This window comes from Streptomyces sp. NPDC002520 (genome assembly GCF_053595235.1).
Genome location: NZ_JBSFXG010000002.1, coordinates 552,265 through 578,881 on the forward strand (window position 1 = coordinate 552,265; position 26,617 = coordinate 578,881).

Below are 26,617 nucleotides of genomic sequence, written 5' to 3' on the forward strand. Positions count from 1 at the left end.
AGACACGGCTTGATCTCGACGGCTTAAAAGAGATCCCAGGAGATGGTAAGGGAAAGGTCAAGAGACCGAAGGGGCCTGGGGCGTCCTCGCCGAGGCGGCGATGTTTCAATTTCCCGCGTGACTGATTACGACGTACTCCGCGTGTTCTGCGCACCGAACGGCGGCTACGGCAATGAACTCGGTGTCGTGCGTGACGGCTCGGTCCTGCCCGAGCGCGGCGACCGGCAGGCGCTGGCCGCGAAACTCGGTTTCAGCGAGACCGTGTTCGTGGACGACCCCGAGCGCGGAGTGATCGACATCTACACCCCCACCCTGCGCCTGCCCTTCGCCGGTCACCCCTGCGTCGGCACGGCCTGGCTGCTGGACATACCCGAACTCGTCACCCCGGCCGGAGTGGTGGGCGCCCGGCTGGACGGCGAGTTCAACTGGATCGAGGCCCGCGCCGAGTGGGCCCCGCCGCGCACCCTGCGCCAGTACGCGACCGCGGCGGAGGTCGACGCCCTTGACGTGCCGCCGCCGGGTGAGTGGATCTACGCGTGGGCCTGGGAGGACGAGGCGGCCGGACGTGTCCGTGCCCGCGCATTCCCTGGTCGTGACGACGGCATCACCGAAGACGAGGCCACCGGCGCCGCAGCGCTGCTCCTCACCGACCGGCTGGGCCGCGCGCTCAACATCACCCAGGGCAAGGGTTCGCAGATCCTGACCGCACCCCAGCCGTACGGGTGGGTGGAGATCGGCGGCCGGGTCTTCCTGGAACGCTAGGCGCTGAGCGGGAACTCCTCGTCCAGGGCCCGGAAGACCTCCGCGTTCAGTGCGTAGGCCCGCTTGCACTCGGCCACGACGCGCTGCTGTTCCAGTTCGTCCGCCGGTACCCCGTCCAGCAGTGCGCGGTAACTCCTCTTGAACGCGGCCGGGTTGGAGATCTCCTCGAAGACGTAGAAGCGGACCCCGTCGCCCCTGCGCGCGAAGCCCCACGTCTTTTCCGCGCGGTCGCGGATGACCTGGCCGCCGGACAGGTCGCCGAGGTAGCGGGTGTAGTGGTGGGCGACGTAACCGCCGGGCCATCGCTCCGCGCACGCGCGGATCCGGTCGGCGTACGTCCGCGTCTCGGGCAGCGCGGACAGGCCCGACCGCCAGCCGGCGCCCCGCAGGTGCGCCAGGTCCCGCTCCAGCGCGGGCAGCCGCAGCAGCTCAGGCCGGATGAAGGGGCCGGCCACCGGGTCGGCCGCCAGTCGTCCGGCCGCGCTCTCCAGCGCGTCGTAGACGAACCACAGCTGCTCGGTGTAGCGCGCGTACGCCGGCACCCCCAGCCTGCCGTCGAGCAGGCCGCCGATGAAGTCCGACGTCTGCACCTGCCCGTGCTGCTCGCGCGACGCGCCGCGGATGAGGGCCGAGAACGACTCCATGGGCACTCCCTGGTTTCCGACGTTCTGTCGGTAAGTTTACCGACAGGACGTCGGAAAAACATGCGGAAGCCGGGGCGGTGGAGTGCCGGGACGACGAGAAGCCCGCCCTGACAGGTCGGGGCGGGCTTCAGCAGGCCTTCGGGCGGCCTCGTCACGGCAGGGTCAGGATCTCCGCCCCTGTGTCCGTCACCACCAGCGTGTGCTCGAACTGCGCGGTCCGCTTGCGGTCCTTCGTCACGACGGTCCACCCGTCGTCCCACATGTCGTACTCGTACGTCCCCAGCGTCAGCATCGGCTCGATCGTGAACGTCATCCCCGGCTGCATGACGGTCGTCGCGTGCGGGCTGTCGTAGTGCGGGATGATCAGCCCGGAGTGGAACGACGTGCTGATGCCGTGCCCGGTGAAGTCCCGCACGACCCCGTACCCGAAGCGCTTGGCGTACGACTCGATGACCCGGCCGATGATGTTGATCTGCCGGCCGGGCCTGACCGCCTTGATCGCCCGGTCGAGCGACTCGCGGGTGCGCTCCACCAGCAGCCGGGACTCCTCGTCCACGTCCCCGACCAGGTACGTGGCGTTGTTGTCGCCGTGCACGCCGCCGATGTACGCCGTCACGTCCAGGTTGACGATGTCGCCGTCCCTGAGGACTGTCGAGTCCGGGATGCCGTGGCAGATGACCTCGTTGACCGACGTGCACAGAGACTTCGGGAAGCCGCGGTAGCCGAGCGTGGACGGATAGGCGCCGTGGTCGCACATGTACTCGTGCGCGACCTTGTCCAGCTCGTCGGTCGTGACGCCGGGCGCGATGATCTTCGCCGCAGCCTCCATCGCCTGCGCGGCGATGCGGCCGGCGACCCGCATCGCCTCGATGGTCTCCGGAGTCTGCACCTCCGGCCCCGTATACGGCTTCGGCGCGGGCTTTCCGACGTACTCGGGACGCCGGATGTTTCCGGGCACCGGACGGGTGGGAGACAGCTCCCCTGGTACGAGCAGCGACTGGCCAGACATGCCAGCGAGTCTAACCAGCGGCCATGGGGCACCATGTGCTTGGCGAGAGGAGCGGTTCATGGCCCTGTTCAAGAAGCGCACGGTCGGCAAGCCGGGCGAGTGGTACTACTGCCTGGAGCACAAGAAGGTCGAAGAGGGCCCGGACTGTCCCGGCAAGGACCGATTCGGCCCCTACGCCAGCCGGGAAGAGGCGCAGCACGCGATGGACACCGCCCGCGAGCGCAACCTCGAATGGGAGACCGACCCCCGCTGGCACGACGCTCCCGCGGAGGGCTCGGCCGACGAGGACTGACCGTCCGGCGCGGGCGCGTCGCCGGTCATGCCCCCGCGGGCGTGACGGCGGCGCGCAGCTCGCGCAGCCGTACGGCGTGCTCGTCGGTCCGCGCGTCGTACGACATCAGCCCCGGCAGCCCCATCGCGAGCAGCCCCATCGCGCCCGCGCACAGCAGCCCGCCCGACCAACACGGACGTCCGCACCCCGGCCCACGCGGCGACCCCGCCGGAGCGGACCTGGCCCACCTTGAAGGGGCCCTTGCCGGTCTTCGCCGGGGGACGTCACCAAGGGGCCGTCGGCGGGGCGGTCAGGATTTCGGCCAGCCGCGACAGACGGTCCCGGAAACCCCGCCGAACCCTCGGAGAGACACCGTTCGCGTTCTCTCCGGCTGCCGCGCCGACCAGATGCTGGACGCTGTCCAGGTCCAGCTCGGCGCCGTCCGGGACGGCCAGCGTCTCGTGGGCCATGGCCGCGAGCTCCGCGCCGCCGGAGCCGAGGGCCAGCACGGTCACCCCGGCCCGCCGGGCCGCGTGCACCCGTTCCAGCAGCTCCGCCGGCTCCTCGGGGGCGACCACCAGAAGGGTCTCGCCGCGCCGCGCCTCCTCGATCCTGCCCGGCCCGACCGTGAGGTGCGCGGGGTCGCAGGGGCGCGCGTGGTGCCGTACGAGCGTGGGAGCCAGCTCGGGCGTGCCTGACCAGGCCGCCTCGTCCACCAGATGTGCCGCCAGATGCCAGGGTTCGTACGCGGGCGTGCCCACCAGCAGCAGCCCGCCCCCGTGCGCCACCACCGATCCGCGCAGCACCCCCGCGAACCGCCGTGTGGCCCCCAACCACTCGGTCCCGGAGAGCACTTCGCGCAACAACGCGACCCGTACGGCGTCCATGCGACCGCATCCTGCCGCAACCGGTCACGTGCGACGTGGAGTTCACCCCAAATACGCCCGACCTGGGGACGACCGTGCCCCCGGCGCCCCCGGCGCCCCCGACGAGGATCACCCGGCCCCGTGCGCTGCCGCGGGCGGACGTAGAGTCGGCCCATGACCTCTTCCGACAGCGCACAGACCGCCGCGAAGGCGCCCGCCAAGGACCCCTGGGACCTGCCCGACGTCTCCGGCCTCGTCGTCGGCGTGCTCGGCGGCACCGGGCCGCAGGGCAAGGGCCTCGCCTACCGGCTCGCCAGGGCCGGCCAGAAGGTGATCATCGGCTCGCGCGCGGCCGAGCGCGCGCGGGCCGCCGCCGAGGAACTCGGCCACGGCATCGAGGGCTTCGAGAACGCCGAGACCGCGCGCCGCAGCGACATCGTGATCGTCGCCGTGCCGTGGGAGGGCCACGGCAAGACCCTCGAATCGCTGCGCGAGGACCTCGCCGGCAAGCTCGTCGTGGACTGCGTCAACCCGCTCGGCTTCGACAAGCAGGGCGCCTACGCGCTGAAGCCCGAGGAGGGCAGTGCCGCCCAGCAGGCCGCCGCGCTGCTGCCGGACTCCCGGGTCACCGCCGCCTTCCACCACCTGTCGGCCGTCCTCCTCGAGGACCCGGAGATCGACCGGATCGACACCGACGTGATGGTGCTCGGCGAGCAGCGCGCCGACGTGGAGATCGTCCAGGCCCTCGCCGGGCGCATCCCCGGCATGCGGGGCGTCTTCGCGGGGCGGCTGCGCAACGCCCACCAGGTCGAGTCGCTGGTCGCGAACCTGATCTCCGTCAACCGCCGCTACAAGGCACACGCGGGGCTGCGCGTCACCGACGTGTGAGTCCGGCCGGGGGCGCATGGCGGACGGCGCGCGAGCATGGGGGACACTGGTCGGCGAAGCAGTTCCGAGCAGTGCCCCCGTGTCCCCGACAGGAGCCGACCCCCATGCCCCGCATCGCCCTCTACGCCCTCGTCGTCTGCGTCCTCGCCGTGGCCGCGGCCGTCGTCTCCTTCGCCCAGGGCAGCTGGCTGGGGATCGTCTGGGTGCTGCTGGCCGGCCTGTCGTCCAACATGGCCTGGTACTACGTCAAGCGCGGCCGGGCCGCCGCCGCGCAGCGCACGTCCGTCACGGAGTGATCGTGCAGATCTCCGGGGTGCCCTGCCAGAAGCGGTAGAGCTCCTTGCCGCAGTACCAGGAATAGTCGTCGACGCCCAGCGCCCGCAGGATCGCGTTGATCACGTCGAAGAACGCGGTGTTGAGCGACGGCACCCACAGCAGCGCGAACACGATCATCAGGCCGAACGGCGCGAACGGCTCCACCTGCCGCTTCACCTGGTATGACAGCCACGGCTCGATGACGCCGTACCCGTCCAGGCCCGGCACCGGCAGGAAGTTCAGGATCGCCGCCGTCACCTGGAGCAGGGCGAGGAACGCCAGCGCATACCGGAAGTGAAGGGGCACCCCGTCCAGGGCGTGCAGCCAGAAGGGCGCCGTGCACACCGCCGCGAACAGCACGTTCGTCAGCGGGCCCGCCGCCGAGATCAGGCTGTGCTTCCAGCGGCCCCGGATCCGGTTCCGCTCGATGAACACCGCGCCGCCCGGCAGACCGATCCCGCCCATGATCAGGAACACCAGCGGGAGCACGATGCTCAGCAGCGCATGCGTGTATTTCAGGGGGTTCAGCGTGAGGTAGCCCTTCGCGCCGACCGTGATGTCCCCGCCGTGCAGTGCGGTGCGCGCGTGCGCGTACTCGTGCAGGCACAGCGAGACGACCCAGGCGGCCGTCACGAACAGGAACACCGCGACACCCGGCTGCGCGGCGAACCCCGTCCAGGTCGCCCAGCCGGTCACCGCCGTGACGGCCGCGATGCCGAGGAACACGGGGCTGACCCGCCGGTCGCCGGGGCGGGTGGTGGTGGCGGTCATGGGGCTCCTGACGTGGATGGGCCGACGTGCGCGGGCGGTCGTGACGCGCTCGACCGTACCGGTGGTGCCGGGAAAACGTCTCGCGGTCGCCGTTCGGTTCCGGGAGGGTGGAGGGATGGCGCTGATGAGGGTGTTCTACGAGGACTGGCAGATGGAGTGCTGCGGCCGTCCCTTCTCGGTCGGCGACGAGGTCGGCTGGCCGCTGGTCGCCGCCGGCGGGCAGGACGTCCGCGACGGCCTCCGGTACGGCGCCGAGGCATGGGTGGAGAACCACGGCGACTGCGAGCACCCGGCCGCCGGCCGGGTCCGTGCCATCGACCTGGTACGCCAGGACTACACGGCCACTCACGTCCCCGAGCCCGTCGAGCCGGTGCCCGGGAAGGTGACGTTCGCCTCCACCGGGCGCGGTCTCGAACCGGTTCCCGGCACGCGGACCATGGAGTCCGTCGACCGCTGCCCGAGGTGGTTCGGGGAGGAGTCCGTACCCTCGCGGGGCCCACGCCGCTTCCGCCGTACCGTCGGCGCCCTCGTCACCCTGGAGGTCCCGGACGGTCCCCAGACGTCGGGCGGCGCGCCGCGCCAACCTGGTGACCAGTCCTGACCGCTCCGGAGACAATGGCCCCGTGCGCTATCGCCTCCTCGGACCCACCCAGGCACTCCGCCCCGACGGCACGCCCGTCCCGGTCGGCGGGGCGCGGCTGCGTGCGCTGCTGAGCGTGCTCGCGCTGCGGGCCGGCCGGACCGTGCCCACGGACCTGCTGGTGGACGGCGTCTGGGGCGACGACCCGCCCGCCGACGCCACGGGCGCCCTGCAGGCACTGGTCGGCCGGCTCCGCAGGGCCCTCGGCACCGACGCCGTCGCCTCCGCCGAGGGCGGCTACCGGCTCGCCGCCGCCCCCGACGACATCGACCTCACCCGCTTCGACCGGCTGACCGGCGAGGGCCTCGCCGCCCTCGCCGACGGCGACCCGGCCAAGGCGGCCGTCGTCCTGGACGACGCCCTCGCCCTGTGGCACGGCCCCGCCCTCGCGGACCTGCCCGGCCACACCGCCGAGGCCGCCCGCTTCGAGACCCGCCGGCTGGACGCCCTGCGCGCCCGGCACACCGCGGCCCTCGCCCTCGGCCACGCCGAGCAGTCCCTGCCCGAGCTGGCCGCTCTGTGCGACACCCACCCGCTGGACGAGCTGCTCCAGGCGCTGCGGCTGCGCGCCCTGCGCGACGCCGGCCGCCCGGCCCAGGCGCTGGCCGCCTACGAGGACGTACGCCGGCTCCTCGCGGACCGGCTCGGCTCCGACCCCGGGCCCGAACTGCGCGCCCTGCACACCGAGTTGCTCACCGAGGCCCCGCCGCGGCCGCGGACCGCGCCGCCGACCTGGACCACGCCCGCTGCCGCGCCCGGCAACCTGCCCGCCCGGCTCACCTCCTTCGTCGGCCGCGAGAGCGACATCGCGGCCATCGGCGCCGACCTCGCCGCCGCCCGGCTGGTCACCCTGCTCGGGCCCGGCGGAGCCGGCAAGACCCGGCTCTCGCAGGAGGCCGCCGAGGCGGTACGGCACACCGTCCGGGACGGGGTGTGGCTGGCCGAGCTGGCTCCCGTGGACGACCCGGACGCCGTGCCCCAGGCCGTGCTGACCGCGATCGGCGCCCGCGAGACCGTGCTGCACGGCGCCGGCGCCGAGACCATGCGCGCCGTCACCGACCGGCACGACCCCGTCGACCAGCTCGTGGAGCACTGCGCCCGCCGCCGGATGCTGCTGATCCTCGACAACTGCGAGCACGTCGTCGAGGCCGCCGCCCAGCTGGCCGAGCGGCTGCTGGCCCGCTGCCCGCAGCTGACCGTCCTCGCCACCAGCCGGGAACCGCTCGGGGTGCCCGGGGAGGTGGTGCGGCCCCTGGAGCCGCTGCCCGAGCCGGTCGCGCTGCGGCTGCTCGCCGACCGGGGCGGGGCCGCCCGGCCCGGATTCCGTGTCGAGGACGATCCCGAGGCGTGCGCCGAGATCTGCCGCCGCCTCGACGGACTGCCCCTCGCGATCGAGCTGGCCGCCGCCCGGCTGCGCATGCTCACCCCCCGCCAGATAGCCGACCGGCTCGACGACCGGTTCCGGCTGCTCACCAGCGGCAGCCGCACCGTGCTGCCCCGCCAGCAGACCCTGCGCGCCGTCGTGGACTGGTCCTGGGACCTCCTCGACGCGGACGAACGGGACGTCCTGTCCCGGCTGGCGCTGTTCGCGGGCGGCTGCGACCTGGCCGCCGCCGAGGCCGTGTGCGGACCGGCCGCCCTGGACGCGCTCGGCTCCCTGGTCGACAAGTCCCTGGTGGTGGCCTCCCCTTCGGCGGACGGCGCGATGCGCTACCGGCTGCTGGAGACCGTCGCCGAGTACGCGGCCGAACGGCTCGACGAGGCCGGGGGCCGCGCCGGGGCGGAGCGTGCCCATCTGACGTACTACCGTGAACTCGCCCGTACCACCGACCCGTTGCTGCGCGGCCCCGAACAGCGCGCCGCCATCGAACGGATCCAGCTGGAGTACGAGAACCTGCGCACCGCCCTGCGGCACGCCGTCGCCGCCGGCGACGAGCAGGAGGGGCTCGTCCTGGTGCTGTCCCTCGTCTGGTACTGGCAGATGCGCGACCTGCGCGTCGACGCCCGCACCTGGTGCGAGGAGGTCATGGCGCTCGGCCCGGACCCGTTCACCGAGCCGGTCGAGCGGGCCCTCCCGGTGTGGCAGCGCTGCACCGACAGCCCGCCGCCGCTCACCGGCGAACTCCTCGCCGAGGCCCGGCGCGGCGTCCACCTGGCCCATCTCGCCTGCATGGACACCGAGTTGGAAAGCTGGCAGACCCCCGCGGCCCAGGGCAAGCTGCGCGCCATCACCCGGGTCTACGAGCCGGGCATGCCCCAGACCTGCCGGGTCCCCGGCATGATGTGGTGCTTCGCGGAGATGCTGACCAGCGGCATGGACCGGCTGCGCACGATCCTCGATGCCGCCGTACAGACCTGCCGGGACACGCCCGGCTTCGAGTGGGACCTGGCCGGCGCCCTGCGGATGCGGGCCAACATCCAGGCCAACCGCACCGAATGGGCGGGCGACGCCGCCCATGACGCCGACGAGGCACTGGAGATCTACCGCCGCCTCGGCGACGAGTGGGGCCTCGCCGAGGCACTGTCCGCCCGCGGCGAGGCCCACGAGCGCAAGGGCGACTACCGCGCGGCCGCCGCCGACTACGAGAGAGCGACCGTGCACGCCGAACGCCTCGGCGCCCGCGCCCAGATGGCCGTGCTCGGCGCCCGGCTCGGCAGCGTCCTCATGGAGGCCGGCGAGCTGGAACGCGGCGAGAGCCTGCTGCGCGAGGTCATCGCATCCCAGGACGGCATCCCCAACGAGGCCATGCCCGCGGCCCGGCTCTTCCTCGCCTGCTGGCTCTCCCTGACCGGCCGCGTCGCCGAGGCGCGCGACCAACTGCGGATGCTGCGCGAGGAGTTCAAGATCGCGCACTTCGTGGTCTTCGACGCGATGATCCTCGGCCAGGAGGCGTGGGTCGACGCGCTGGACGGCCGTTCGCAGGAGGCTCTGACCCGCGTCCGTACGGCGATGCGGCTGTCCCGCGACCCGCTGTCCGAGGCGATCACACCGCATCTGTCCTCCATCTGTCTCACCGTCGCGGCCATGGCCCTGGCCGGACTCGACGGCGGCGGCCGGGCCGCCGACGCCGCCCGCTGCCTGGGCGCCGCCCAGGCCCTGCTGCCGCCCGGACACGTCCCCTCCGGCGTGGAGCGCCGCGTCAACGGCCTCACCGAGGCCCGTATCCGCGAGTCCATCGACGGCCCGGCGTACGAGGCCGCGTACGCCGAGGGCGGTGGCCTCTCCCTCACGGAGGCCACCGCCCTGGTCTGAGCCGGCCGACGTCGGCTCTTCGTACGTCAGCTCTTCGTACGTCGGCTCGCCGTACGTCAGCTCTTCGTACGGAACTTGTGGACGGCGACCGGGGCCATCACCGCGGTGATCACCACGGACCAGGCCACCGTCACCCACAGGTCGTGGGCGACCGGGCCGCCCACCATCAGACCGCGGGCCGCGTCCGCGAGCGTGGACAGCGGGTTGTAGTCGGTGAAGGCCCGGAGCCAGCTCGGCATCGAGTTGGTCGGCGCGAAGATCGACGAGCCGAACTGGAGCGGGAACAGCACCAGGAAGCCCATCGCCTGCACGGACTGCGCGCTCTTCATGATCACGCCCAGGGTGAGGAACACCCACATGATCGACGACGCGAACAGCGCGGACAGACCCACGGTCGCGAACAGGCCGGGCCAGTTCGTGATGTCGAAACCGACCAGGACCGCCACGACCATCAGGACGGCCGTCGCGAACAGCATCCGGCCCAGCTCCACCGCGATCTTCGCGAACAGCACCGAGCCGCGCCCGATCGGCAGGGACCGGAAGCGGTCCATGACCCCGCTGTTGATGTCCTGGCTGAAGCCGGTGCCGACGCCCTGCGACATCGTCATGCTCATCATCGCCAGCATGCCGGGGATGACGTACTGCACGTACCGGTCCTGACCACCGCCCAGCGCCTGCCCGATCGAGCCGCCGAAGACGAACACGAACAGCAGTGTGAAGATGACGGGCATCAGCAGCGCGTCGAACATCGACTCCGGGTCCTGGCGGATCCACAGCAGGTTGCGGCGGATGAGCGCCCCGGTGTGCCGCAGGTGTCCGCGCAGCGTGATGCGGGCGTCCGCGGTGGTCGCCGGTCCGGGTGCCGGGGTGGTGACGGTGGCGCTCATACGGCGACCTCCTCGCGGGACGCGGTGGGCACGGTGTCCTGCGGGGCACTGGCGCGGTGGCCGGTGAGGGACAGGAACACCTCGTCGAGGCTGGGCAGTTCGGTGGTGATGGAGGAGATGGTGACGCCGCGCGCGGTGACCGCGCCGACCACGGCGGTCAGCTGCTCGTCGCTGAGGATCGGCACCAGCAGCGTCCCGGTCGCGGTGTCCACGGTGGTGTTCGCGAGCCCGGTGATGCCCAGTTCGTCGAGCATCGAGGCGAGCGGCCGCAGCTGCAGCGGGTCGACGGGCCGGACCCGCAGGCTGCGCCCGCCGACCTTGGCCTTCAGCTCCTCGATGCCGCCGTTCGCGATGACCTTGCCGCGGTCCACGACCGTCAGCTCGGAGGCGAGCTGCTCGGCCTCCTCCATGTACTGGGTGGTGAGCAGCACGGTGACGCCGTCGCCGACCATGGCCTTGACCTCGTCCCACACCTCGTTGCGGGTGCGCGGGTCGAGCCCGGTGGTCGGCTCGTCCAGGTACAGCACCGCCGGCCGCCCGATCATCGAGGCGGCCAGGTCGAGGCGCCGCCGCATACCGCCGGAGTACGTGCTCGCCGGCCGCTTGGCGGCGTCCGTCAGCGAGAACCGCTCCAGCAGCTCGTCGGCGCGGGTCCGGGCCTCCTTGCGGGGCAGGTCCAGCAGCCGCCCGATCATGTACAGGTTCTCCCAGCCCGAGAGCTTCTCGTCGACCGAGGCGTACTGCCCGGTCAGGCCGATCACCCGGCGCAGCTGTCGGGGCTGGCGTACGACGTCGTAGCCGGCCACGGTGGCCTGCCCGGAGTCCGGGGTGAGCAGCGTGGACAGGATCCGTACGAGGGTGGTCTTCCCGGCGCCGTTCGGCCCGAGGACGCCCATCACGGTGCCCTCGCGCACGTCGAGGTCGACACCGTCGAGCGCCTTGGTCTCGCCGTAGTGCTTGACCAGCCCCCGCACGGTCACGGCGGGGCGTCCGCCGACGGGGTTGTCATCGATTCGCGTCATGCCCACGACCGTGCCAGAGCCGACCGACAAACCACCGACAGAGCGCCTACATCGCACCTACAGAGCGACAACAGCTGTCGGCGGGCATGTGCGCGGCGCCTTCCGGGCGCCCCGTGTCACCGACGAGCACCGCAACCACCGATTGAGCAACCACGACGGCGAGCCCCCCCGGTCCGCGAGAGCGGCGCCGGTTCAGGCGCAAAAGCGGCAGCCCGCCGACGGGGGACGGTCGGCGGGCTGCCGGGGTGTTGCCGCAATGGCTAGTGGACGGAGTGCTCCTCCAGCGGGAACGTCCCGCCGACCACGTCCTGCGCGAACTCCTTCACCGCGTTGCCCATGACCTCACGCAGGTTCGCGTACTTCTTGACGAACTTCGGGACCCGGCCCTGCGTCAGGCCGAGCATGTCGGTCCACACGAGCACCTGCGCGTCCGTCTCGGGTCCCGCGCCGATGCCGACCGTCGGGATCTGCAGCACGCGCGTGACCTCGGCCGCCAGTTCCGCGGGAACCAGCTCCAGCACCACCGCGAACGCGCCCGCGTCCTGCACCGCCTTGGCGTCGCGCAGCAGCTGCTGGGCCGCCTCCTCGCCCCGCCCCTGCACGCGGTACCCCATCGCGTTCACGGACTGCGGGGTCAGACCGATGTGCGCCATCACCGGGATGCCGGACTCCACCAGCAGCCGGATCTGCTCGTGCGAGCGCTCGCCGCCCTCCAGCTTGACCGCGCCGACCCCGGCCTCCTTCACCAGCCGGGTCGCCGAGCGCAGCGCCTGCACCGGGCCTTCCTGGTAGGAGCCGAAGGGCAGGTCGCCGACGATGAGCGAGCGCTGTGTGCCGCGTACGACGGCCGCCGACAGCATCGTCATCTCGTCGAGGGTGACGGGCACCGTGGTCTCGTACCCGAGGTGGCAGTTGCCCGCCGAGTCGCCGACGAGGATCACCGGGATCCCGGCCTCGTCGAAGACGGACGCGGTCATCGCGTCGTAGGCGGTGAGCATGGGCCACTTCTCGCCCCGCTCCTTGGCGAGGGCGATGTCGCGGACGGTGATGCGGCGAGTGCTGCCCTTTCCTCCGTAGAGGCTTCCGTACAGCGCCTTGCTGCCGTCGGAAGGGTTGTTCTGGGCAGCCGGAAGCTGCGTCATGGCAACGGCTCCTTCAGTCATCTCGAGGCGCCCTGACGGCGTCCCCGGATCGACTCCATGGTGGCACCTCGTGCCGGAGAGGGCCAGGGGGGACCCCTGTGATCCCTCTGTCGGTCCCGCCGCGATCCGCAGGATCACCCGTCCGGCGGCCCGGGCTTGCGGAAGCCACCCCTCCGTGTAAGCAATCGGTAAAAGAATTCAGATACGAGACGGTGCCGTATTGGAATACTCGTACGATCGAACACATGACAACGTCCGTCCCTGCCTCCCGGATACCGGAAGCCGTGCACCGGCGCCGCTGGGCGATCCTCGGCGTGCTGATGCTGAGCCTGCTCATCGTCGTGCTCGACAACTCGATCCTGAACGTCGCCATCAAGACGATCTCCACCCCGGCGCCCACCGGCCTCGGCGCCACCCAGAGCGAGATCGAGTGGGCGATCAACGCCTACACCCTCGTCTTCGCCGGCCTGCTCTTCACCGCCGGCCTCATAGGTGACCGCCTGGGCCGCAAGAAGGTCCTGCTCGGCGGTCTGGTCGTGTTCGGCATCGGCTCCGCCCTGGCCGCCGAGTCCGGCACCCCGGGCGAGCTGATCACCTACCGCGCCCTCATGGCCCTCGGTGCCGCCTTCGTCATGCCCGCCACCCTCGCCGTCCTCATGAACGTCTTCGAGCGCGAGGAGCAGCCCAAGGCCATCGGCATCTGGGCGGGCGGCGTCGGCCTCGCCATCGCCATCGGCCCGATCACCGGCGGAGTGCTCCTCGACCACTTCTGGTGGGGCTCGGTCTTCCTCATCAACGTCCCGATCGTGATCGTCGCCCTCGCCCTGATGACGTGGCTGGTGCCCGACTCGCGCGACCCGAACCCCGGCCGCCTCGACCCGGTCGGCGTCGTCCTGTCCGTGGTCGGCCTGGTGCTGCTCGTCTACGGCATCATCAAGGGCGGCGAACTCGCCGACTTCACCGACGGCAAGGTGCTGGCGACCATCATCGCCGGTCTCGTCGTCCTGACCGCCTTCGTCGTCTTCGAGAAGCGCAGCGACCACCCGTCCCTGGACGTCACCTACTTCAAGAACAAGGTCTTCTCGGCCGCCATGAGCGCCATCGCGCTCGTCTTCTTCGCGCTGATGGGCGTCACGTTCTTCGGCGTCTTCTACACCCAGAGCGTGCGCGGCTACTCGCCGCTGCAGTCCGGCCTGCTGATGCTGCCGCTGGCCGCCGCGCAGATGATCTTCGCGCCGCGCGCCCGGCTGCTGGTCGACCGGTTCGGCAACAAGGCCACCACCACCGCGGGCCTGGTGCTGGTCGCCGCCACCCTCGCCGCGTTCGCCGGCTTCGAGGCCGACACGCCGATCTGGATGCTCGAGGTCGTCTTCTTCCTGATGGGCACCGGCATGGCGCACATCATGACGCCGACCTCCGTCGTCATCATGCAGGCCCTGCCGCGCGAGAAGGCCGGTTCCGCCTCCGCGCTCAGCAACACCTTCCGCCAGGTCGGCGGCGCCCTCGGCATCGCCGTCCTCGGCTCGGTGCTCTCCACCGCGTACCGCAACGGCATCGAGGGCAAGCTCGGCCTGCTGCCGCCCGCCCTGCGCGACACGGCCGGCGAGTCCATCGAGGCCACGCTCGGCGTCGCCGCCAAGCTCGGCTCGCGCGGACAGGGCCTCGTCACCCCCGCGAACGACGCCTTCCTGCACGCCATGCACGTCACCGCCCTGTGCGGTACGGGTGTCGCGATCGTCGGCGCCGTGGTCACGGCCCTCTTCCTGCCGGGCAGGCCGCCGGCGGGTCAGGAGGACAAGAAGGAACAGGAGTTGGTGGCCGCGGCAGACTGAGCCGCGGGCGCCGGTACGGGGGGAAGGAGGCTGTTGCGGGACAATTCCCGCAGCACAGTGAGAGGACGAAGTGTCGTGAGCCTTGCCGAAAGCCGGCCGCGCCCGGACGGCCCCGCCAGGGGCCGGCCCCGCAGCGAGGCCGTGGAACACGCCATCGTGGAAGGCGTGATGAAGCTCCTGGAGGACGGCGTACCGCTCGCCGAACTGTCCATCGAGCGCGTCGCGCGCACGGCCGGAGTCGGCAAGGCCACCATCTACCGCCGCTGGAGCGGCAAGGAGGAACTGTTCGTCGACGTCATGCGCGCCGCCGAACCCCCCGACCCGGACCTCCCCGGCACCTCCATGCGCGACGACCTCGTCGTCCTGCTGGAGTCCCTGCGCAGGCGCGGCCTCGCCAGCCGCTCGTCGGCGATCCTGCACAACGTCTTCGCCCAGATGAAGAGCAGCCCCAAGGTCTGGTCGGCCTACCACACCTGCGTCATAGCGCCCCGGCGCGCCCTGACCCGCGAGGTGCTCGAACGGGGTCAGCGCGAGGGCGAACTGCGCGCGGACGTCGACCTGGAGCTGGCCAGCGACATGTTCATGGGCCCCATGCTCGTCCGCTCCGTCATGCGCCCCGACGCCGACCTGCCCGAGCGGCTGCCCGAGGAGATCGTCGACACGGTCCTCGCGGGCCTGCGACCCGGGGCGCCCGCCTGACGCGATCGCGGGGAAAACTCGACGGTCCGGTAGCGCTGATGTGCATGTTTCGTCACAGACTCCACCCGTGGCGGTGCGACCGGAACTCCCCGCCCCGCCTTGTTCGTCCTCGTCTTCCGTACGGCCGTCATGTGACGGCGGGAACGGACCCGCTCATCCCCTAGGGTCGGATGAACACCGGGGGACGGCGGAGTGCACGGCAGGCAGTGAGGCAGGCGGTATGGCGCAGCAGGCGTACATGACGGAGACGGACAACGGCGGCTCGGGGCCCGGCCGACGCGGATCCCGGCTTCGGCGCCTGTCGCACCGCGTGCTCTCCGGCTGGCGCGACGATCCAGGGATCTGGCGCCGCGGCCTGGTCCTCGCGGCGCTGGCCCTGCTCCTCGCCCTGGTGATGCTGCTGCACTCGCACATCCCCAACCGGGTCGGCAACCTCGGCAGCCTCACGGAAACCTTCCTGCCCTGGCTGGGGCTGGCCGTCCCGGTGCTGCTGGTGCTCGGAGTGCTGCGTAAGTCGGCGTCCGCGCTGATCACGGTCCTCCTCCCGGCGATCGTGTGGCTGAACCTCTTCGGCGGACTGCTCACCGACAAGACGGGCAGCGGTGGCGACCTCATGGTCGCCACCCACAACGTCAACGCCGACAACCCCGACCCGGCCGCGACCGCCCGGGACGTCGCCTCCTCCGGCGCCGACCTGCTCGCCCTGGAGGAACTGCCCGCGTCCGCCCTCCCGGTGTACGAGAAGGCACTCGGGACGACGTACCGGCACCACGCGGTCGTCGGCACCGTCGGCCTGTGGAGCAAGTACCCGATGTCCGACGTGCGCACCGTCGACATCAAGCTCGGCTGGGAGCGCGCGATGCGCGCGACCGTCGCCACCCCCGAGGGACCCGTCGCGGTGTACGTCGCCCATCTGCCCTCAGTGCGGGTGAAGGTGGAGGCGGGGTTCACCGCGCGACAGCGCGACAAGAGCGCCGACGCGCTCGGCGAGGCGATCGCCGACGAGACGCTCGGGCGGGTCGTGCTGCTCGGCGACCTGAACGGCACGATGAACGACCGCTCGCTCAACGCCGTCTCCTCGCAGCTGCGCTCCACGCAGGGCGCGGCGGGCAGCGGCTTCGGGTTCAGCTGGCCGGCGTCGTTCCCGATGGCGCGTATCGACCAGATCCTGGTCAGGGGCGTCGAGCCGGAGAGCTCCTGGACCCTGCCGCGCACCGACAGCGACCATCTGCCGGTGGCTGCTCGTGTGAAGGTGGACACGTCCTCGTAACCAGCCGGAATACTGGGCCTGGGAGAGTTTGTTCCGCGTCTGAACATACAATGGGACGGAACTTCCGCCCTCCCTACTCCCTTTGAAAGGCACAGGCCCGTCATGCCCCTGGCCCTGCTCGCCCTGGCCGTCGGCGCTTTCGGTATCGGAACGACCGAGTTCGTGATGATGGGCCTGCTGCCCGACGTCGCGGACGACCTGCACGTCTCCATCCCCACCGCCGGACACCTGGTCTCGGCGTACGCGCTGGGCGTCGTCATCGGCGCCCCGCTGCTGGCCGCCGTGACCGCGCGGATGCCGCGCCGCACGGTGCTGATCGGCCTGATGGTCCTGTTTGTCGTGGGCAACGCCCTGTCGGCCCTGGCCCCCGGCTACGACTCCCTCCTCGCCGCCCGCTTCCTCAGCGGCCTGCCGCACGGCGCCTTCTTCGGCGTGGGCGCGGTCGTCGCCACGGCGATGGTCCCGCCGGAGCGCAAGGCCCGCTCGGTCTCCCTGATGTTCCTCGGCCTGACCGTCGCCAACGTCGCGGGCGTCCCCGTCGCCACGCTGACGGGCCAGCACCTTGGCTGGCGGGCGACGTTCCTCGGCGTGAGCGCCATCGGCGTCGCCGCGATAGCCGCGCTCGCTCTCCTGATCCCGCACGACCACACCACCGCCCCCACGACCGGCCTGCGCGGCGAACTGGCCGCACTGCGCTCACTGCCGGTGTGGCTGGCCCTCGGCACGACAGTGGCCGGCTTCGGCGCCCTCTTCGCGGCCTACAGCTACGTCACCCCGATGCTGACGGACTCCGCCGGTTTCGCCGAGGGCAGCGTGACGGTGCTGCTCGCCCTGTTCGGCGTCGGCGCGACCGCGGGCAACCTGCTGGGCGGCCGCCTCGCCGACCACGCGATGCGCGGCACGCTGTTCGGCGGACTGGCCTCACTGGGTGTGGTCCTCCTCCTCTTCCCCGTCCTGATGCGCGCCGAATGGAGCGCGGCCCTCGCCGTGACCCTCCTCGGCACGGCGGCCTTCGTCACCGGCTCCCCACTCCAGCTGATGGTCATGGAGAAGGCCTCCGCCGGCCCCTCCCTCGCCTCCTCCGCCAACCAGGCGGCCTTCAACCTGGCGAACGCCGGCGGCGCCTGGATCGGCGGCCTCGCCCTGGCGGCCGGCTTCGGCGCCACGTCCCCCGCGCTCGCCGGCGCGGCACTCGCGGTCCTGGGACTCGGGGTCGCCGCCGTGGCGTACGCGGTGGACCGGCGCGGGGTGACTCCGTCGGTCGGCCGGGAACGGGTCGTGGCCGCGCATGTTCCCGAGCAGTCGAGCGCGCTGCACTCCTGACCCAGGGGCTCCCGCCCCCTGGATCCCTGTTTCGCTCCCCACTCGATTCGGTCGTTCCGGATTACCGCCAAGCTGGCGGATTGTCACGAACCGGACGCCCGAGCAACCCTGAAGCCTGCTGTGAGCCCTGCCAGGGCAATCGGGTGCCCTCGCCGAGGTGGTCGATGACGTTCGTCAGCAACTCCGTTGCACAGAGCAGGACTTCGAAGTCGTGTGCGCCAAGGTGGTGGCGTGGCTCCGGTACGGCCTTCGAGGTGGCGAGCAGGTGGAGTTCGAAGCTCATTGCCCGGCCGCCGTCTTCCGGAGCGCGGTGGCCGGCGCGTGAGGGGTCGCGGAGTCCGTACTCCGGCGTCCTGTCGCAGACGCGGAAGCACAGCTCGCTCGGTCTCTCGATGTGGTGCCCTATCGCAGGTCGTCGACGTCCAGTTCGGCGCCGGCCACCAGGGTGAGCTCGCCCGCCGGGGCGGCGGCGTCCTCGACAGCGTGCGCGCCGGGTACCTGGGACGCGAGGACCGCGGCCCGGTCGGCGAGGCCCGGGGGATAGGTGACCGTGGTGCGGCCGGGGTGCGGCGCGTTGCCGGTGCCCGTGACGGTGAACCCGGCCTCGCGCAGTCTCTCGGCGACCGCGGCGGCCTTCCCCTCGGCGTCCGATCCGTTGAGGACACGCACGTGCACGGAGGACGCGTACAGCGGATCTTTCGCGCCCGCCTCCAGGCTCTTCTTGTCGATCTCCCTGTCCTTGGCCAGGGCGGTGAACACGGTGGCGGCCTGCGGGTACTGCCACACCACATTGGCCTTGTCCGTCGGGACGTCGGCTTCGCGCGGATAGCTGGGAACGGTGAGGAACGTCAACCGGTCCTCGGGAACGCCCTTCAGCTCGGACGCGAGGCCGGTGAGGGCTTTCGCACCGGCCAGTTCGTCGTCCGTGGTGAGGGACTTGGTGAGGGACTGCAGCAACTTGTAGAGAGCGACGGGGTTGGTGATCTTCGACTTGGCCTTCTCGGCCAACGCCGACATGAACTCCTGCTGGCGGCCGATGCGTCCGGTGTCGGAGCCGTCGCCCACGCTGTAGCGGGCACGCACGTAGCCGAGCGCCTTCTCGTCCCTGATCGTCTGGCAGCCGGCCTCCAGATCGAGGTGGGCCTTCTCGTCGTGGATGGCCTGCTCAGGGCAGACCTCTATGCCGTCCAGGGCGTTGACCATGCCCTTGAACCCCTGGAATTCGACCGACATGAAGTTGTCGATGCGCAGACCAGTATTGGCTTCGATCGTCTTGATGGTACAAGCGGCGGCGTCGGCCACCTCGCCGCCTGTGCCGCCGAGCGAGAACGCCTCGTTGATCTTGAAGTGATGGACCTCGGAGGTCGTACCGTCGCCCTTGTCGCAGGCTGGTATTCGCACCCAGGAATCGCGGGGTATGGACACGACCGCGGCCCACTTCCGGTTCGCGGGGATGTGCAGGACCATCAGCGTGTCGGAGTGCATGGTGCCCCCCTCCATGCCGCCGTACCGGGCGTTGGCCCCGGACCTGCTGTCGGAGCCCACGACCAGGATGTTCCGCGACCCGGGACTGAGGTTCTCCGGGCGGTCGTCGCCGAGCTTGCCGTCGAGGGAGGCGCCGTGGACGTTGCCGTCGAGGTCGTTGTAGATCCACGCACCGGCACCGCCGGCGCCGAGGACGCACACGGCGCCGATACCGGCGGTCCAGGCAACGATCCGGCCCCGCCGCGTCAGCCCGTCCGACTTCCCACCCGCTCGCCTACGCGAGCGCCCGGCCGCCGGAGCACTCTTTCGTCCGCGTGTCCCACCCATGTGAATCGCCCCCCGCGCCCCGCCCCGACCACCCGGCGTGACCGGACACCAGACGCCCGATGTCGATCACCGGACTTTATACGATCGTTTCGAACGTGTAGCGGGTCTGTACGCTCACCGGTGTGATTGATGATCACGGAAGCGATGTCAAGTGACTAACACCGTGACCGAGTTCATGACCGTCGATGACCAGGCGGAACCGTCGCTGGAGACCGCGACAATCTCGGACTATGGGCTGGTGACGGCGGCGAGGGCGCGAAACACTGGCTGCGGGTGCTCTCCGAGCTCAAGAACAGGGGCGTCGACGACGTCCTCATGCTGGTCTGCGACGAGTTGAAGGGGCTGCCCGACGCGGTCGGGCAGGTCTGGCCGCGAACTGTGGTGCAAACGTGCGTAGTTCACCTGCCGCGGGCGTCGTTCCGTTACGCAGCCCGGCAGGACTGGGACAAGTGAACGCCTTCGACCTGGCGTTCGACGGCCGCCTCACCGCAGGCCAACTCTAGCCATACCAACCCCAGTTGCACCGCTTGCCATACAGACCCGGTGGCCGCCCTTGCAAGGGTGAAACTTCGAGGTAAGGACGTGGAGTTCACCTGCGAGATGGAGGACTGGTTCGTCTGGGCCGAGCCTGCCGCACTTGAACGCGCCGTGGTGAACCTGTTGGACAACGCGGTGAAGTTCTCACCGGCCGGAAGCACGGTTTCGCTGCGTCTCGAAGCAGGACGACTGTCGATAGGGGACGAAGGTCCGGGTATCCCGTCAGGCGAACTCCCGTATGTCTTCGAACGCTTCTGGCGCTCGCCTTCTGCCCGCAGTCTTCCCGGGAGTGGCCTCGGTCTGGCCATCGTCGCCAGGGCGGTACATGCATCTGGTGGGACTGTCGGGCTACAGCCGGCACCCGGTGGCGGCACCAGGGCGGTCATGACTATTCCAGGGGCGAGAACTCCGCCACCGAAAACCCCTTCGCGTACGCCGTAGCCTCGATGTGCGACTGAAGCGCGCCAGCGACTCCTCGGACGCCTCGATCGGCGAGTGGCCCAACGGCAACCTTTCGGCGTGGGCCCGCGCGAACCCCCCCTTGGGTGCCGCCGACGCCGTTTCAGTTCCTGAGTTCGCACCAGACCGTCTTGTGGTCCGGGCCCTGGTCCACGCCCCATCGGTCGGTCAGCGCGTCGAGGAGGACCATGCCCCGCCCGGACTGTTCCGTTGCCGTCGCGGACAGCAGGACGGGCAGGGCGCGCGGGTCCGGGTCGGTGACCTCGATGCGGGTGTGGCCATGGGCCGTGCCGGTGACACGGACCGTCACCGGGGTGCCTTCACCGAGGTGGTCGATGACGTTCGTCAGTAACTCCGTGGCACACAAGCCGACGTCGAAGCCGTGTGCGCGGAGGTGGTGGCGTAGCTCGGGTACGGCCTTCGGGGTGGCGAGCAGGTTGAGTTCGAGAGTCACTGCGCGCCCGCCGTCTTCCGGAGGGCAGTGGCGAGTGCGCGTGCCGTGGCGGTGTTGCAGTTCCCGAGCGCGACGAGGCCGACGGGCTGTGTGTACCTACCCGCGAAGCTCGGCAGGTCCACGCGGAGGGAGGGGAGCGTGATGCCGTGGAGGGCGAGGGCGGTGCGAAGGTCCTCGACGCAGAGGGTGACGTCGAAGGCGGTGGGGGAGGGGTCGGGCATGGGTGTGGGCAGCCTTCTGTGCGGTGTGTGACGAACGCCTCACAGACTGTCTTCGGGCTGGCTACCGTGAAAGGGGTTTCGCGTTCGCGACCGGGGCAGCGGAAGGTGAGCGATGGCACGGCGCAAGGACATTGACGGCTCGATGAGCGTCCCGACCTTCTACGGCAAGGAGTTGAGGTGGAAGCGGGAGGCTGCGGGGATGTCGCTGGAGGCGTTCCTTGAAGGGAGCTTCTACGGCAAGACGTTTCTCAGTGACATCGAGCGCGGGGAGCGGAGGATGCCGCTCGATCTGGCCAGGCATGCGGACCGGGTGCTCAACACCGATGGGTTCTTCGAGCGGCACTGTGAGGATGTGCGGAAGGCGCGGAGGGGGCCGCATGCCGTGTACTTCGAGAAGGCCCTGGAGGCGGAGAAGTATGCGGAGTCCATTGAGCTGTGGTCCCCCATCATCTTCCCCGGGCTGCTCCAGACCGCCCCGTACGCTCGGACGCTGGTCCGGTCGGCCCACCCGGCGGCCTCCGACGAGTGGGTCGAGGAGAAGGTGACGGCCCGACTCGCCCGTGCCCGCCTCTTCGAGGAGGATCACCCCACCCCGGAGTACTGGGCGGTCCTGCACGAGTCGCTGATCGCGGCCCCGATCCTTCCTCCGCCGGAGATGGCCGAACAGTTGGACCGGGTCGTGGAGTTGGCCGAGCGGCGCCGGATCACTCCGCAGATCGTTCCGCGGACGTGCGGCGCGTACCCTCTGATCGCCGCCTCCATCATGGTGATGACCTTCCCGGACGCGCCGCCACTGATCTACACCGAGGCGTCCTACAGCGGCGACACCATCGATGATCCGGGCCTCGTGAAGCAGTACCGCAAGGCATACGATCGGCTCAGGGCCGTCGCGCTGTCACCAGACACGTCCCTCGCCATGATCAAGGCAGCTGCAGAGGATTTCCGAAATGGCAAGCAACCGGATCGACTTGAGTGACGCGCTCTGGTTCAAGAGCAGCTACAGCAACGGTGACGGCGGGGAATGCGTCGAAGTGGCCGGCGACTTCCCCGGCGCCGCCATCTGGCGCAAGTCGAGCTACAGCAACGGTGACGGCGGCAACTGCCTCGAAGTCGCCGACAACATCCCCGGACTCGTCCCCGTCCGCGACTCCAAGGCCCCCCACGGCCCCGCCCTCATCCTCAGCGCCGCCGCCTGGGCCCCCTTCGTCGCCTCGCTCAAGAGGTGAACCAGGGGCCCAGGGGGCCGTTACCCTCACGCCTCCGGGGTGTCGAAACGCGCCAGGTCCCGCAGCCACGCCCGTGCCGAACTGTCCGACGGTGCGCGCCAGTCGCCGCGCGGGGAGAGTGAACCGCCGGCCGAGACCTTCGGCCCGTTCGGCATGGCCGAGCGTTTGAACTGCGCGAACCCGAAGAAACGGCGGCAGAAGACCTCCAGCCAGCGCCGGATCTCCTCAAGGTCGTACGCCACCCGCTTGGCCTCCGGGAAGCCCGGCGGCCAGGCGCCTGCCTCCGCGTCGTGCCAGGCGTGCCAGGCCAGGAAGGCGATCTTCGACGGCCGGAAGCCGTAGCGCAGCACGTGGAAGAGCGTGAAGTCGTGCAGCGCGTACGGGCCGATCTTCGACTCCGTCGACTGCATCTCCTCGCCCGGCACCAGTTCCGGACTGATCTCCGTGTCGAGGATCGCCGCGAGCGTCCCGCCGGTCTCCTCGCCGAACTGGCCGCTGCTGATGACCCAGCGGATCAGATGCTGGATCAGCGTCTTCGGCACGCCCGAGTTGACGTTGTAGTGGCTCATCTGGTCGCCCACGCCGTACGTGGACCAGCCGAGCGCCAGCTCCGAGAGGTCACCGGTGCCGAGCACGATGCCGCCGCGCTGGTTGGCCAGCCGGAAGAGGTAGTCCGTGCGCAGACCCGCCTGCACGTTCTCGAAGGTGACGTCGTACACCGGCTCGCCGGAGGCGAACGGGTGCCCCATCTCCTGCAGCATCAGCCGTGCGGTCGGCGTGATGTCCAGCTCGGCCGCGGTGACGCCGAGCGAGTTCATCAGCTTGTGGGCGTTGTCCTTGGTGTGGTCGCTGGTGGCGAAGCCGGGCAGGGTCCAGGCCAGGATGTCGCCGCGCGGGCGGCCCGCGCGGTCCATCGCGCGGGCGGCGACGATCAGCGCGTGCGTGGAGTCCAGGCCGCCGGACACCCCGATGACCACCTTCGGGGCGCCGATCGCCGCCAGTCGCTGCTGGAGGCCCTCGACCTGGATGTTGTAGGCCTCGTAGCAGTCCAGGGCGAGGCGGTCGGGGTCGGCCGGCACGAACGGGAAGCGCTCCAGGCGACGGCGCAGCCCCAGGTCGGTGAGCGGCGGATCGAGCTCGAACGTGACGGTCCGGAAGTCGCTCGTCCGCGCGTGATGCGTACGGCGGTTGTCGTCGAACGTGCCCGTCCGCTGCCGCTCCTGCCGCAGCAGGTCGAGGTCCACGTCGGCCACCGCGTACTCGTCGCCGAGCGGGAACCGCTCGGTCTCGGCGAGCAGCGCGCCGTTCTCGTAGATCATGGTCTGTCCGTCCCAGGACAGGTCGGTGGTCGACTCGCCGAGGCCGGCCGCCGCGTAGACGTACGCGGCCAGGCAGCGGGAGGACGCCGAGCGGCACAGCAGCTTGCGGTCCTCGGCCCGCCCGACCGTGATCGGGCTCCCCGAGAGGTTGACGAGGACGGTCGCACCGGCGAGGGCCGCCTCCGCGCTGGGCGGCACCGGCACCCACATGTCCTCGCAGATCTCCGCGTGCAGCACGAGGCCGGGCACGTCCCCCGCCTCGAACAGCAGATCCACGCCGAACGGCACGGACTCGCCGCCGACGCGGATCGACCCGCCGCGCTCGTCGGCGCCGTCGCCGATCTGCCGGCGCTCGTAGAACTCCCGGTAGTTCGGCGGGTACGACTTGGGCACGACACCGAGGACACGGCCGCGGTGCACGATCACCGCGCAGTTGTAGACCCGGTTGCGGTGGCGCAGCGGGGCACCGACGACCAGGACCGGCAGCAGCTCTGCCGACCCGGCCACCACCTCCTGGAGGGCCTGTTCGACCTGATCGAGCAGCGCGTCCTGGAGCAGCAGGTCCTCGATCGAGTAGCCGCACAGCACCATCTCCGGGAAGACGGCGACGGCGACCCCCTCCTCGGAGCACCGGTGCGCGTGGCGCAGGACCGCTTCGGCGTTGGCGTGCGGGTCCGCGATGACGGTGTGACCCGTGCACGCGGCGACGCGTGCGAAGCCATGCTGATAGATCGACCAGAAGTTCAACGGAGGCACGCGCCCAGTGTAATCGTCAGAGCGACGCGATGGGGGGCGTGGGGTGTCGACACCCCACGCCCCCCTGGCCGCGCCTACCGCGTCAGCGGCTCAGCGGCTCAGCGGCTCAGTGACGGCGGTACGACTGCACGTAGCCGTTCGCGGGCGAGCCCACGCCGGTGACGTCGTCGTAGCCCTTCACCGCGGACAGCGAGCTGTCCTTGCCGAGGCTGCGGACCGAGGTCGCGAGGCCGCCGGCGGCGTCGAAGCCGTTCACGAAGTCGAGCCGGGCCACCGCCAGGCCGGAGCCCGTCGGGTTGTCGGTGACGTCGTGGAAGACACCGGCCTTGCCGTACTTCCCGTAGATCGCCGGGTTGGCGAAGCCGATCGCCGTGCCGCCGCGCGCCTCCTGGGCCAGGGCCTGGACCGCCGCGATCACCGGGGCGGCCAGCGAGGTGCCGCCGATGCGGTACTCGCTGTACTGCTCCGAGCCGTCCGGGAAGGTCTGGGTCTGGCCGACGAGGAAGCCCGTGTTCGGGTCGGCGATGGCCGCGATGTCCGGGACGACGCGGTTGCCGTCGGCGCTGTTGGCCTTGGCGAGCGAGTCCGGGACGACGCCCTTCTGGTAGTACGGCTGCGCCACCGTCCTGCTGGTGCCGCCGCCCGCGCCCGAGGTGAACGCGCCGGGGAAGTTCGTCCAGCTCTTGCCGTCGGCCGCCAGGGTCGCCTTCTCGGTGCCCCAGCCGGTCTCCCACTGGTACGCGTTGTCCTTGCCGACGGCCAGCGAGGTGCCGCCGACCGCGGTCACCCACGCCGAGTTGGCCGGGGTGTCGACCTGCTTCGTACCGGTGTTGGCGACCTGGTCGCCGTCGTCACCGGAGGAGAAGTAGAAGCCGATGCCCTGGACCGCGCCCAGCTGGAAGACCTGGTCGTAGGCGGCCGCGAGGTCCGGCGTCTGGTTGGCCTCGATGTCGCCCCACGAGTTGGAGACGATGTCGGCCAGGTGGTTGTCGACGATCTTGCTGAGCGAGTCGAGCAGGTCGTCGTCGTAGCAGGACGCGGCGCCCACGTAGGTGACGTCGGCGTTCGGCGCGACCGCGTGCACGGCCTCGACGTCGAGGGTCTCCTCGCCGTACCAGCCAGCCGCGCCGCACTCCTTGGTCTTGGTGTACTTCTTCGGCAGCACCTGGTGCAGCTGGCCGGTCTTCCAGGCCGCGTCACCGTTCTTCACCGCGTACTTGCCCGCGTCGAAGGCGATGGTCGGCGAGGCGTAGGCGTCCGTGATCGCGATGCGGACGTTCTTGCCGGTGTACGCGCCCGCACCGTAGGCGGAGCGCAGCTGCTTGCCGGTGTAGCCCTTGATCGCGTACGGGATCGTGTGACCGTACGCCTGCGGCAGCGTGCTCGCGGCGTTCGAGCCGAAGTACGAGGAGAACGGCCCGGCGTTCTTGAACACGGCGTCCGGCGGCGGGAGCTGCTCGTCGTGGTTCGACTTGTGCGGGGCGTTGTCCAGACCGGTCACGGTCAGGACGGCACCCTGCAGACCGGCCGGCACCGACGCCGTCCTTGCCGGGGCGCGGTAGGTCTTCGAACCCTTGGCGAACTCGTGCAGCTGGGTGTTGAAGGCCTTCTCGGCGGCGGCGACGTCACCGGAGACGGTGACGTAGTGCGCGGTGACCTCGGTGACCTTCAGACCGGCCGACCGCAGCCAGGTCTTCACGGCGGACACCTGGGCCTTGGTGGCCCCGAAGCGGGCCTGCGCCTTCTTGGCGTTGAGGTACTTGCCGTAGTGCGGCGAGCTGGGGTCGGACACGGCCCTGGCGTAGGCGGCGAGTCCGGCGCGGTCCCGGCCGGCCAGGTAGACCCGGGCCTTGACCTGGGCGTTGTCGGCGGTGGCACCCTTGTCCGCCGTGGCCGTGGCCCAGGCGGGCCTGGTGCCCGCCAGCGCGTCACGGGCCGGGGTGTCCGCGGCCTGCGCCGCGGGTATGCCGAGCGCCAGCGCACCGGCGATCATGGGCAGTGTCGCCGCCATGCTCACGCCGGCGCGCACCTTCGCGCGGTTGGATCTCATAGAACCCCCTGCGATGCGGTTCGCATGCATGTAGTGGTCGATACGTCGTGGAGGCGATCGCCGGCCCGCGGCGGTACCGGCCGGCGAATGGATCACACGATGGGGGCCACTCTTGCGATGAACCGTTCATGCCAGGGGAACGCAAAGGTCAAGAGAAGCTCAAGGAACCGTCATCCAGAGCGATTTGAG

The 26,617-nt window shown here is 70.8% G+C and carries 24 protein-coding genes and 3 pseudogenes; 14 read left to right on the forward strand and 13 right to left on the reverse strand.

The window, feature by feature from the left end; all coding sequences use genetic code 11:
* Positions 1-117 precede the first annotated feature (117 nt).
* Positions 118-762, forward strand: coding sequence for a PhzF family phenazine biosynthesis protein (locus ACWD5D_RS05645; protein ID WP_451371496.1), 645 nt, complete (start codon positions 118-120; stop codon positions 760-762).
* On the opposite strand, the gene ACWD5D_RS05650 is transcribed toward ACWD5D_RS05645, so the two are convergent.
* Positions 759-1,406: a biliverdin-producing heme oxygenase gene (locus ACWD5D_RS05650; RefSeq protein ID WP_451371497.1), complete on the reverse strand. Its 648-nt coding sequence runs from the start codon at positions 1,404-1,406 to the stop codon at positions 759-761. The genes ACWD5D_RS05645 and ACWD5D_RS05650 overlap by 4 nt on opposite strands.
* 151 nt (positions 1,407-1,557) lie before the next feature.
* A complete protein-coding gene (map, locus tag ACWD5D_RS05655; RefSeq protein ID WP_451371498.1) occupies positions 1,558-2,415 on the reverse strand; it encodes a type I methionyl aminopeptidase in 858 nt (285 codons plus the stop codon).
* Between the two features lie 58 nt (positions 2,416-2,473).
* Between map and ACWD5D_RS05660 the strand changes: the two genes are divergently transcribed.
* Positions 2,474-2,707 (forward strand): hypothetical protein, encoded by a 234-nt coding sequence (locus ACWD5D_RS05660; protein ID WP_451371499.1) that lies wholly within the window; start codon positions 2,474-2,476, stop codon positions 2,705-2,707.
* A 25-nt stretch (positions 2,708-2,732) separates the two neighbouring features.
* On the opposite strand, the pseudogene ACWD5D_RS05665 reads toward ACWD5D_RS05660, so the two are convergent.
* Positions 2,733-2,937, reverse strand: a pseudogene (locus ACWD5D_RS05665) (MFS transporter); the annotation flags it as partial.
* A gap of 33 nt (positions 2,938-2,970) precedes the next feature.
* The gene (locus tag ACWD5D_RS05670) at positions 2,971-3,573 is read right to left on the reverse strand and encodes a hypothetical protein (RefSeq protein ID WP_451371500.1); all 603 of its coding nucleotides are present in this window, start codon (positions 3,571-3,573) and stop codon (positions 2,971-2,973) included.
* Between the two features lie 153 nt (positions 3,574-3,726).
* On the opposite strand from ACWD5D_RS05670, the gene npdG reads away from it, so the two are divergent.
* Positions 3,727-4,440 (forward strand): NADPH-dependent F420 reductase, encoded by a 714-nt coding sequence (gene npdG / locus ACWD5D_RS05675; RefSeq protein ID WP_451371501.1) that lies wholly within the window; start codon positions 3,727-3,729, stop codon positions 4,438-4,440.
* Between the two features lie 104 nt (positions 4,441-4,544).
* Positions 4,545-4,736 carry a hypothetical protein gene (locus ACWD5D_RS05680; protein ID WP_451371502.1) on the forward strand — a complete coding sequence of 64 codons (192 nt, stop codon included), beginning with the start codon at positions 4,545-4,547 and terminating at the stop codon, positions 4,734-4,736.
* On the opposite strand, the gene ACWD5D_RS05685 is transcribed toward ACWD5D_RS05680, so the two are convergent.
* Positions 4,726-5,526, reverse strand: coding sequence for a site-2 protease family protein (locus ACWD5D_RS05685; protein WP_451371503.1), 801 nt, complete (start codon positions 5,524-5,526; stop codon positions 4,726-4,728). The two genes, ACWD5D_RS05680 and ACWD5D_RS05685, sit on opposite strands and share 11 nt — an antisense overlap.
* A gap of 115 nt (positions 5,527-5,641) precedes the next feature.
* On the opposite strand from ACWD5D_RS05685, the gene ACWD5D_RS05690 reads away from it, so the two are divergent.
* Together ACWD5D_RS05690 and ACWD5D_RS05695 are read left to right on the forward strand one after the other, a co-directional pair.
* Positions 5,642-6,127 carry a DUF6578 domain-containing protein gene (locus ACWD5D_RS05690; RefSeq protein ID WP_451371504.1) on the forward strand — a complete coding sequence of 162 codons (486 nt, stop codon included), beginning with the start codon at positions 5,642-5,644 and terminating at the stop codon, positions 6,125-6,127.
* Positions 6,128-6,149: 22 nt separating this feature from the next.
* The gene (locus ACWD5D_RS05695) at positions 6,150-9,419 is read left to right on the forward strand and encodes a BTAD domain-containing putative transcriptional regulator (protein WP_451371505.1); all 3,270 of its coding nucleotides are present in this window, start codon (positions 6,150-6,152) and stop codon (positions 9,417-9,419) included.
* A 56-nt stretch (positions 9,420-9,475) separates the two neighbouring features.
* On the opposite strand, the gene ACWD5D_RS05700 is transcribed toward ACWD5D_RS05695, so the two are convergent.
* The 3 genes from ACWD5D_RS05700 to panB all read right to left on the reverse strand — a co-directional run bounded on the left by ACWD5D_RS05700 (position 9,476) and on the right by panB (position 12,470).
* Positions 9,476-10,306, reverse strand: a complete 831-nt coding sequence (locus ACWD5D_RS05700) for an ABC transporter permease (RefSeq protein WP_451371506.1) — start codon at positions 10,304-10,306, stop codon at positions 9,476-9,478.
* The gene (locus ACWD5D_RS05705) at positions 10,303-11,328 is read right to left on the reverse strand and encodes an ATP-binding cassette domain-containing protein (protein ID WP_451371507.1); all 1,026 of its coding nucleotides are present in this window, start codon (positions 11,326-11,328) and stop codon (positions 10,303-10,305) included. The genes ACWD5D_RS05700 and ACWD5D_RS05705 overlap by 4 nt, the downstream gene beginning before the upstream one ends.
* 260 nt (positions 11,329-11,588) lie before the next feature.
* Positions 11,589-12,470, reverse strand: a complete 882-nt coding sequence (panB, locus tag ACWD5D_RS05710) for a 3-methyl-2-oxobutanoate hydroxymethyltransferase (RefSeq protein WP_451371508.1) — start codon at positions 12,468-12,470, stop codon at positions 11,589-11,591.
* Positions 12,471-12,715: 245 nt separating this feature from the next.
* On the opposite strand from panB, the gene ACWD5D_RS05715 reads away from it, so the two are divergent.
* The 4 genes from ACWD5D_RS05715 (at position 12,716) to ACWD5D_RS05730 (ending at position 17,594) form a co-directional block, all read left to right on the forward strand.
* Positions 12,716-14,302, forward strand: a complete 1,587-nt coding sequence (locus tag ACWD5D_RS05715) for an MFS transporter (RefSeq protein WP_451371509.1) — start codon at positions 12,716-12,718, stop codon at positions 14,300-14,302.
* Between the two features lie 75 nt (positions 14,303-14,377).
* On the forward strand, positions 14,378-15,001 hold the full coding sequence (locus ACWD5D_RS05720; protein ID WP_451371510.1) for a TetR/AcrR family transcriptional regulator: 624 nt from the start codon (positions 14,378-14,380) through the stop codon (positions 14,999-15,001).
* A 220-nt stretch (positions 15,002-15,221) separates the two neighbouring features.
* Entirely contained in the window at positions 15,222-16,271 is a 1,050-nt protein-coding gene (locus tag ACWD5D_RS05725) for an endonuclease/exonuclease/phosphatase family protein (protein WP_451371511.1), read from the forward strand.
* Positions 16,272-16,373: 102 nt separating this feature from the next.
* Entirely contained in the window at positions 16,374-17,594 is a 1,221-nt protein-coding gene (locus tag ACWD5D_RS05730) for an MFS transporter (RefSeq protein ID WP_451371512.1), read from the forward strand.
* 402 nt (positions 17,595-17,996) lie between these two features.
* Here the strand turns inward: ACWD5D_RS05730 and ACWD5D_RS05735 are convergent, their stop codons facing one another.
* The gene (locus ACWD5D_RS05735; protein WP_451371513.1) at positions 17,997-19,406 is read right to left on the reverse strand and encodes an LCP family protein; all 1,410 of its coding nucleotides are present in this window, start codon (positions 19,404-19,406) and stop codon (positions 17,997-17,999) included.
* Positions 19,407-19,613: 207 nt separating this feature from the next.
* On the opposite strand from ACWD5D_RS05735, the pseudogene ACWD5D_RS05740 reads away from it, so the two are divergent.
* Together ACWD5D_RS05740 and ACWD5D_RS05745 are read left to right on the forward strand one after the other, a co-directional pair.
* Positions 19,614-19,853, forward strand: a pseudogene (locus tag ACWD5D_RS05740) (transposase); the annotation flags it as partial.
* Between the two features lie 78 nt (positions 19,854-19,931).
* Positions 19,932-20,384: pseudogene (locus tag ACWD5D_RS05745) on the forward strand (sensor histidine kinase); the annotation flags it as partial.
* Positions 20,385-20,505: 121 nt separating this feature from the next.
* Here ACWD5D_RS05745 and ACWD5D_RS05750 read toward each other — a convergent pair.
* Together ACWD5D_RS05750 and ACWD5D_RS05755 are read right to left on the reverse strand one after the other, a co-directional pair.
* The gene (locus tag ACWD5D_RS05750) at positions 20,506-20,856 is read right to left on the reverse strand and encodes an ATP-binding protein (RefSeq protein ID WP_451371514.1); all 351 of its coding nucleotides are present in this window, start codon (positions 20,854-20,856) and stop codon (positions 20,506-20,508) included.
* Positions 20,853-21,077 carry a hypothetical protein gene (locus tag ACWD5D_RS05755; RefSeq protein ID WP_451371515.1) on the reverse strand — a complete coding sequence of 75 codons (225 nt, stop codon included), beginning with the start codon at positions 21,075-21,077 and terminating at the stop codon, positions 20,853-20,855. The genes ACWD5D_RS05750 and ACWD5D_RS05755 overlap by 4 nt, the downstream gene beginning before the upstream one ends.
* Before the next feature lie 112 nt (positions 21,078-21,189).
* On the opposite strand from ACWD5D_RS05755, the gene ACWD5D_RS05760 reads away from it, so the two are divergent.
* Both ACWD5D_RS05760 and ACWD5D_RS05765 read left to right on the forward strand, forming a co-directional pair.
* Positions 21,190-22,053 carry a helix-turn-helix domain-containing protein gene (locus tag ACWD5D_RS05760; protein WP_451371516.1) on the forward strand — a complete coding sequence of 288 codons (864 nt, stop codon included), beginning with the start codon at positions 21,190-21,192 and terminating at the stop codon, positions 22,051-22,053.
* Complete coding sequence (locus ACWD5D_RS05765; RefSeq protein WP_451371517.1) at positions 22,025-22,303, forward strand: DUF397 domain-containing protein; 279 nt, start codon at positions 22,025-22,027, stop codon at positions 22,301-22,303. The genes ACWD5D_RS05760 and ACWD5D_RS05765 overlap by 29 nt, the downstream gene beginning before the upstream one ends.
* A 26-nt stretch (positions 22,304-22,329) precedes the next feature.
* Here the strand turns inward: ACWD5D_RS05765 and ACWD5D_RS05770 are convergent, their stop codons facing one another.
* Positions 22,330-24,378: an NAD(+) synthase gene (locus tag ACWD5D_RS05770; RefSeq protein WP_451371518.1), complete on the reverse strand. Its 2,049-nt coding sequence runs from the start codon at positions 24,376-24,378 to the stop codon at positions 22,330-22,332.
* A 106-nt stretch (positions 24,379-24,484) separates the two neighbouring features.
* Complete coding sequence (locus tag ACWD5D_RS05775) at positions 24,485-26,428, reverse strand: S53 family peptidase (RefSeq protein ID WP_451371519.1); 1,944 nt, start codon at positions 26,426-26,428, stop codon at positions 24,485-24,487.
* Positions 26,429-26,617 lie beyond the last annotated feature (189 nt).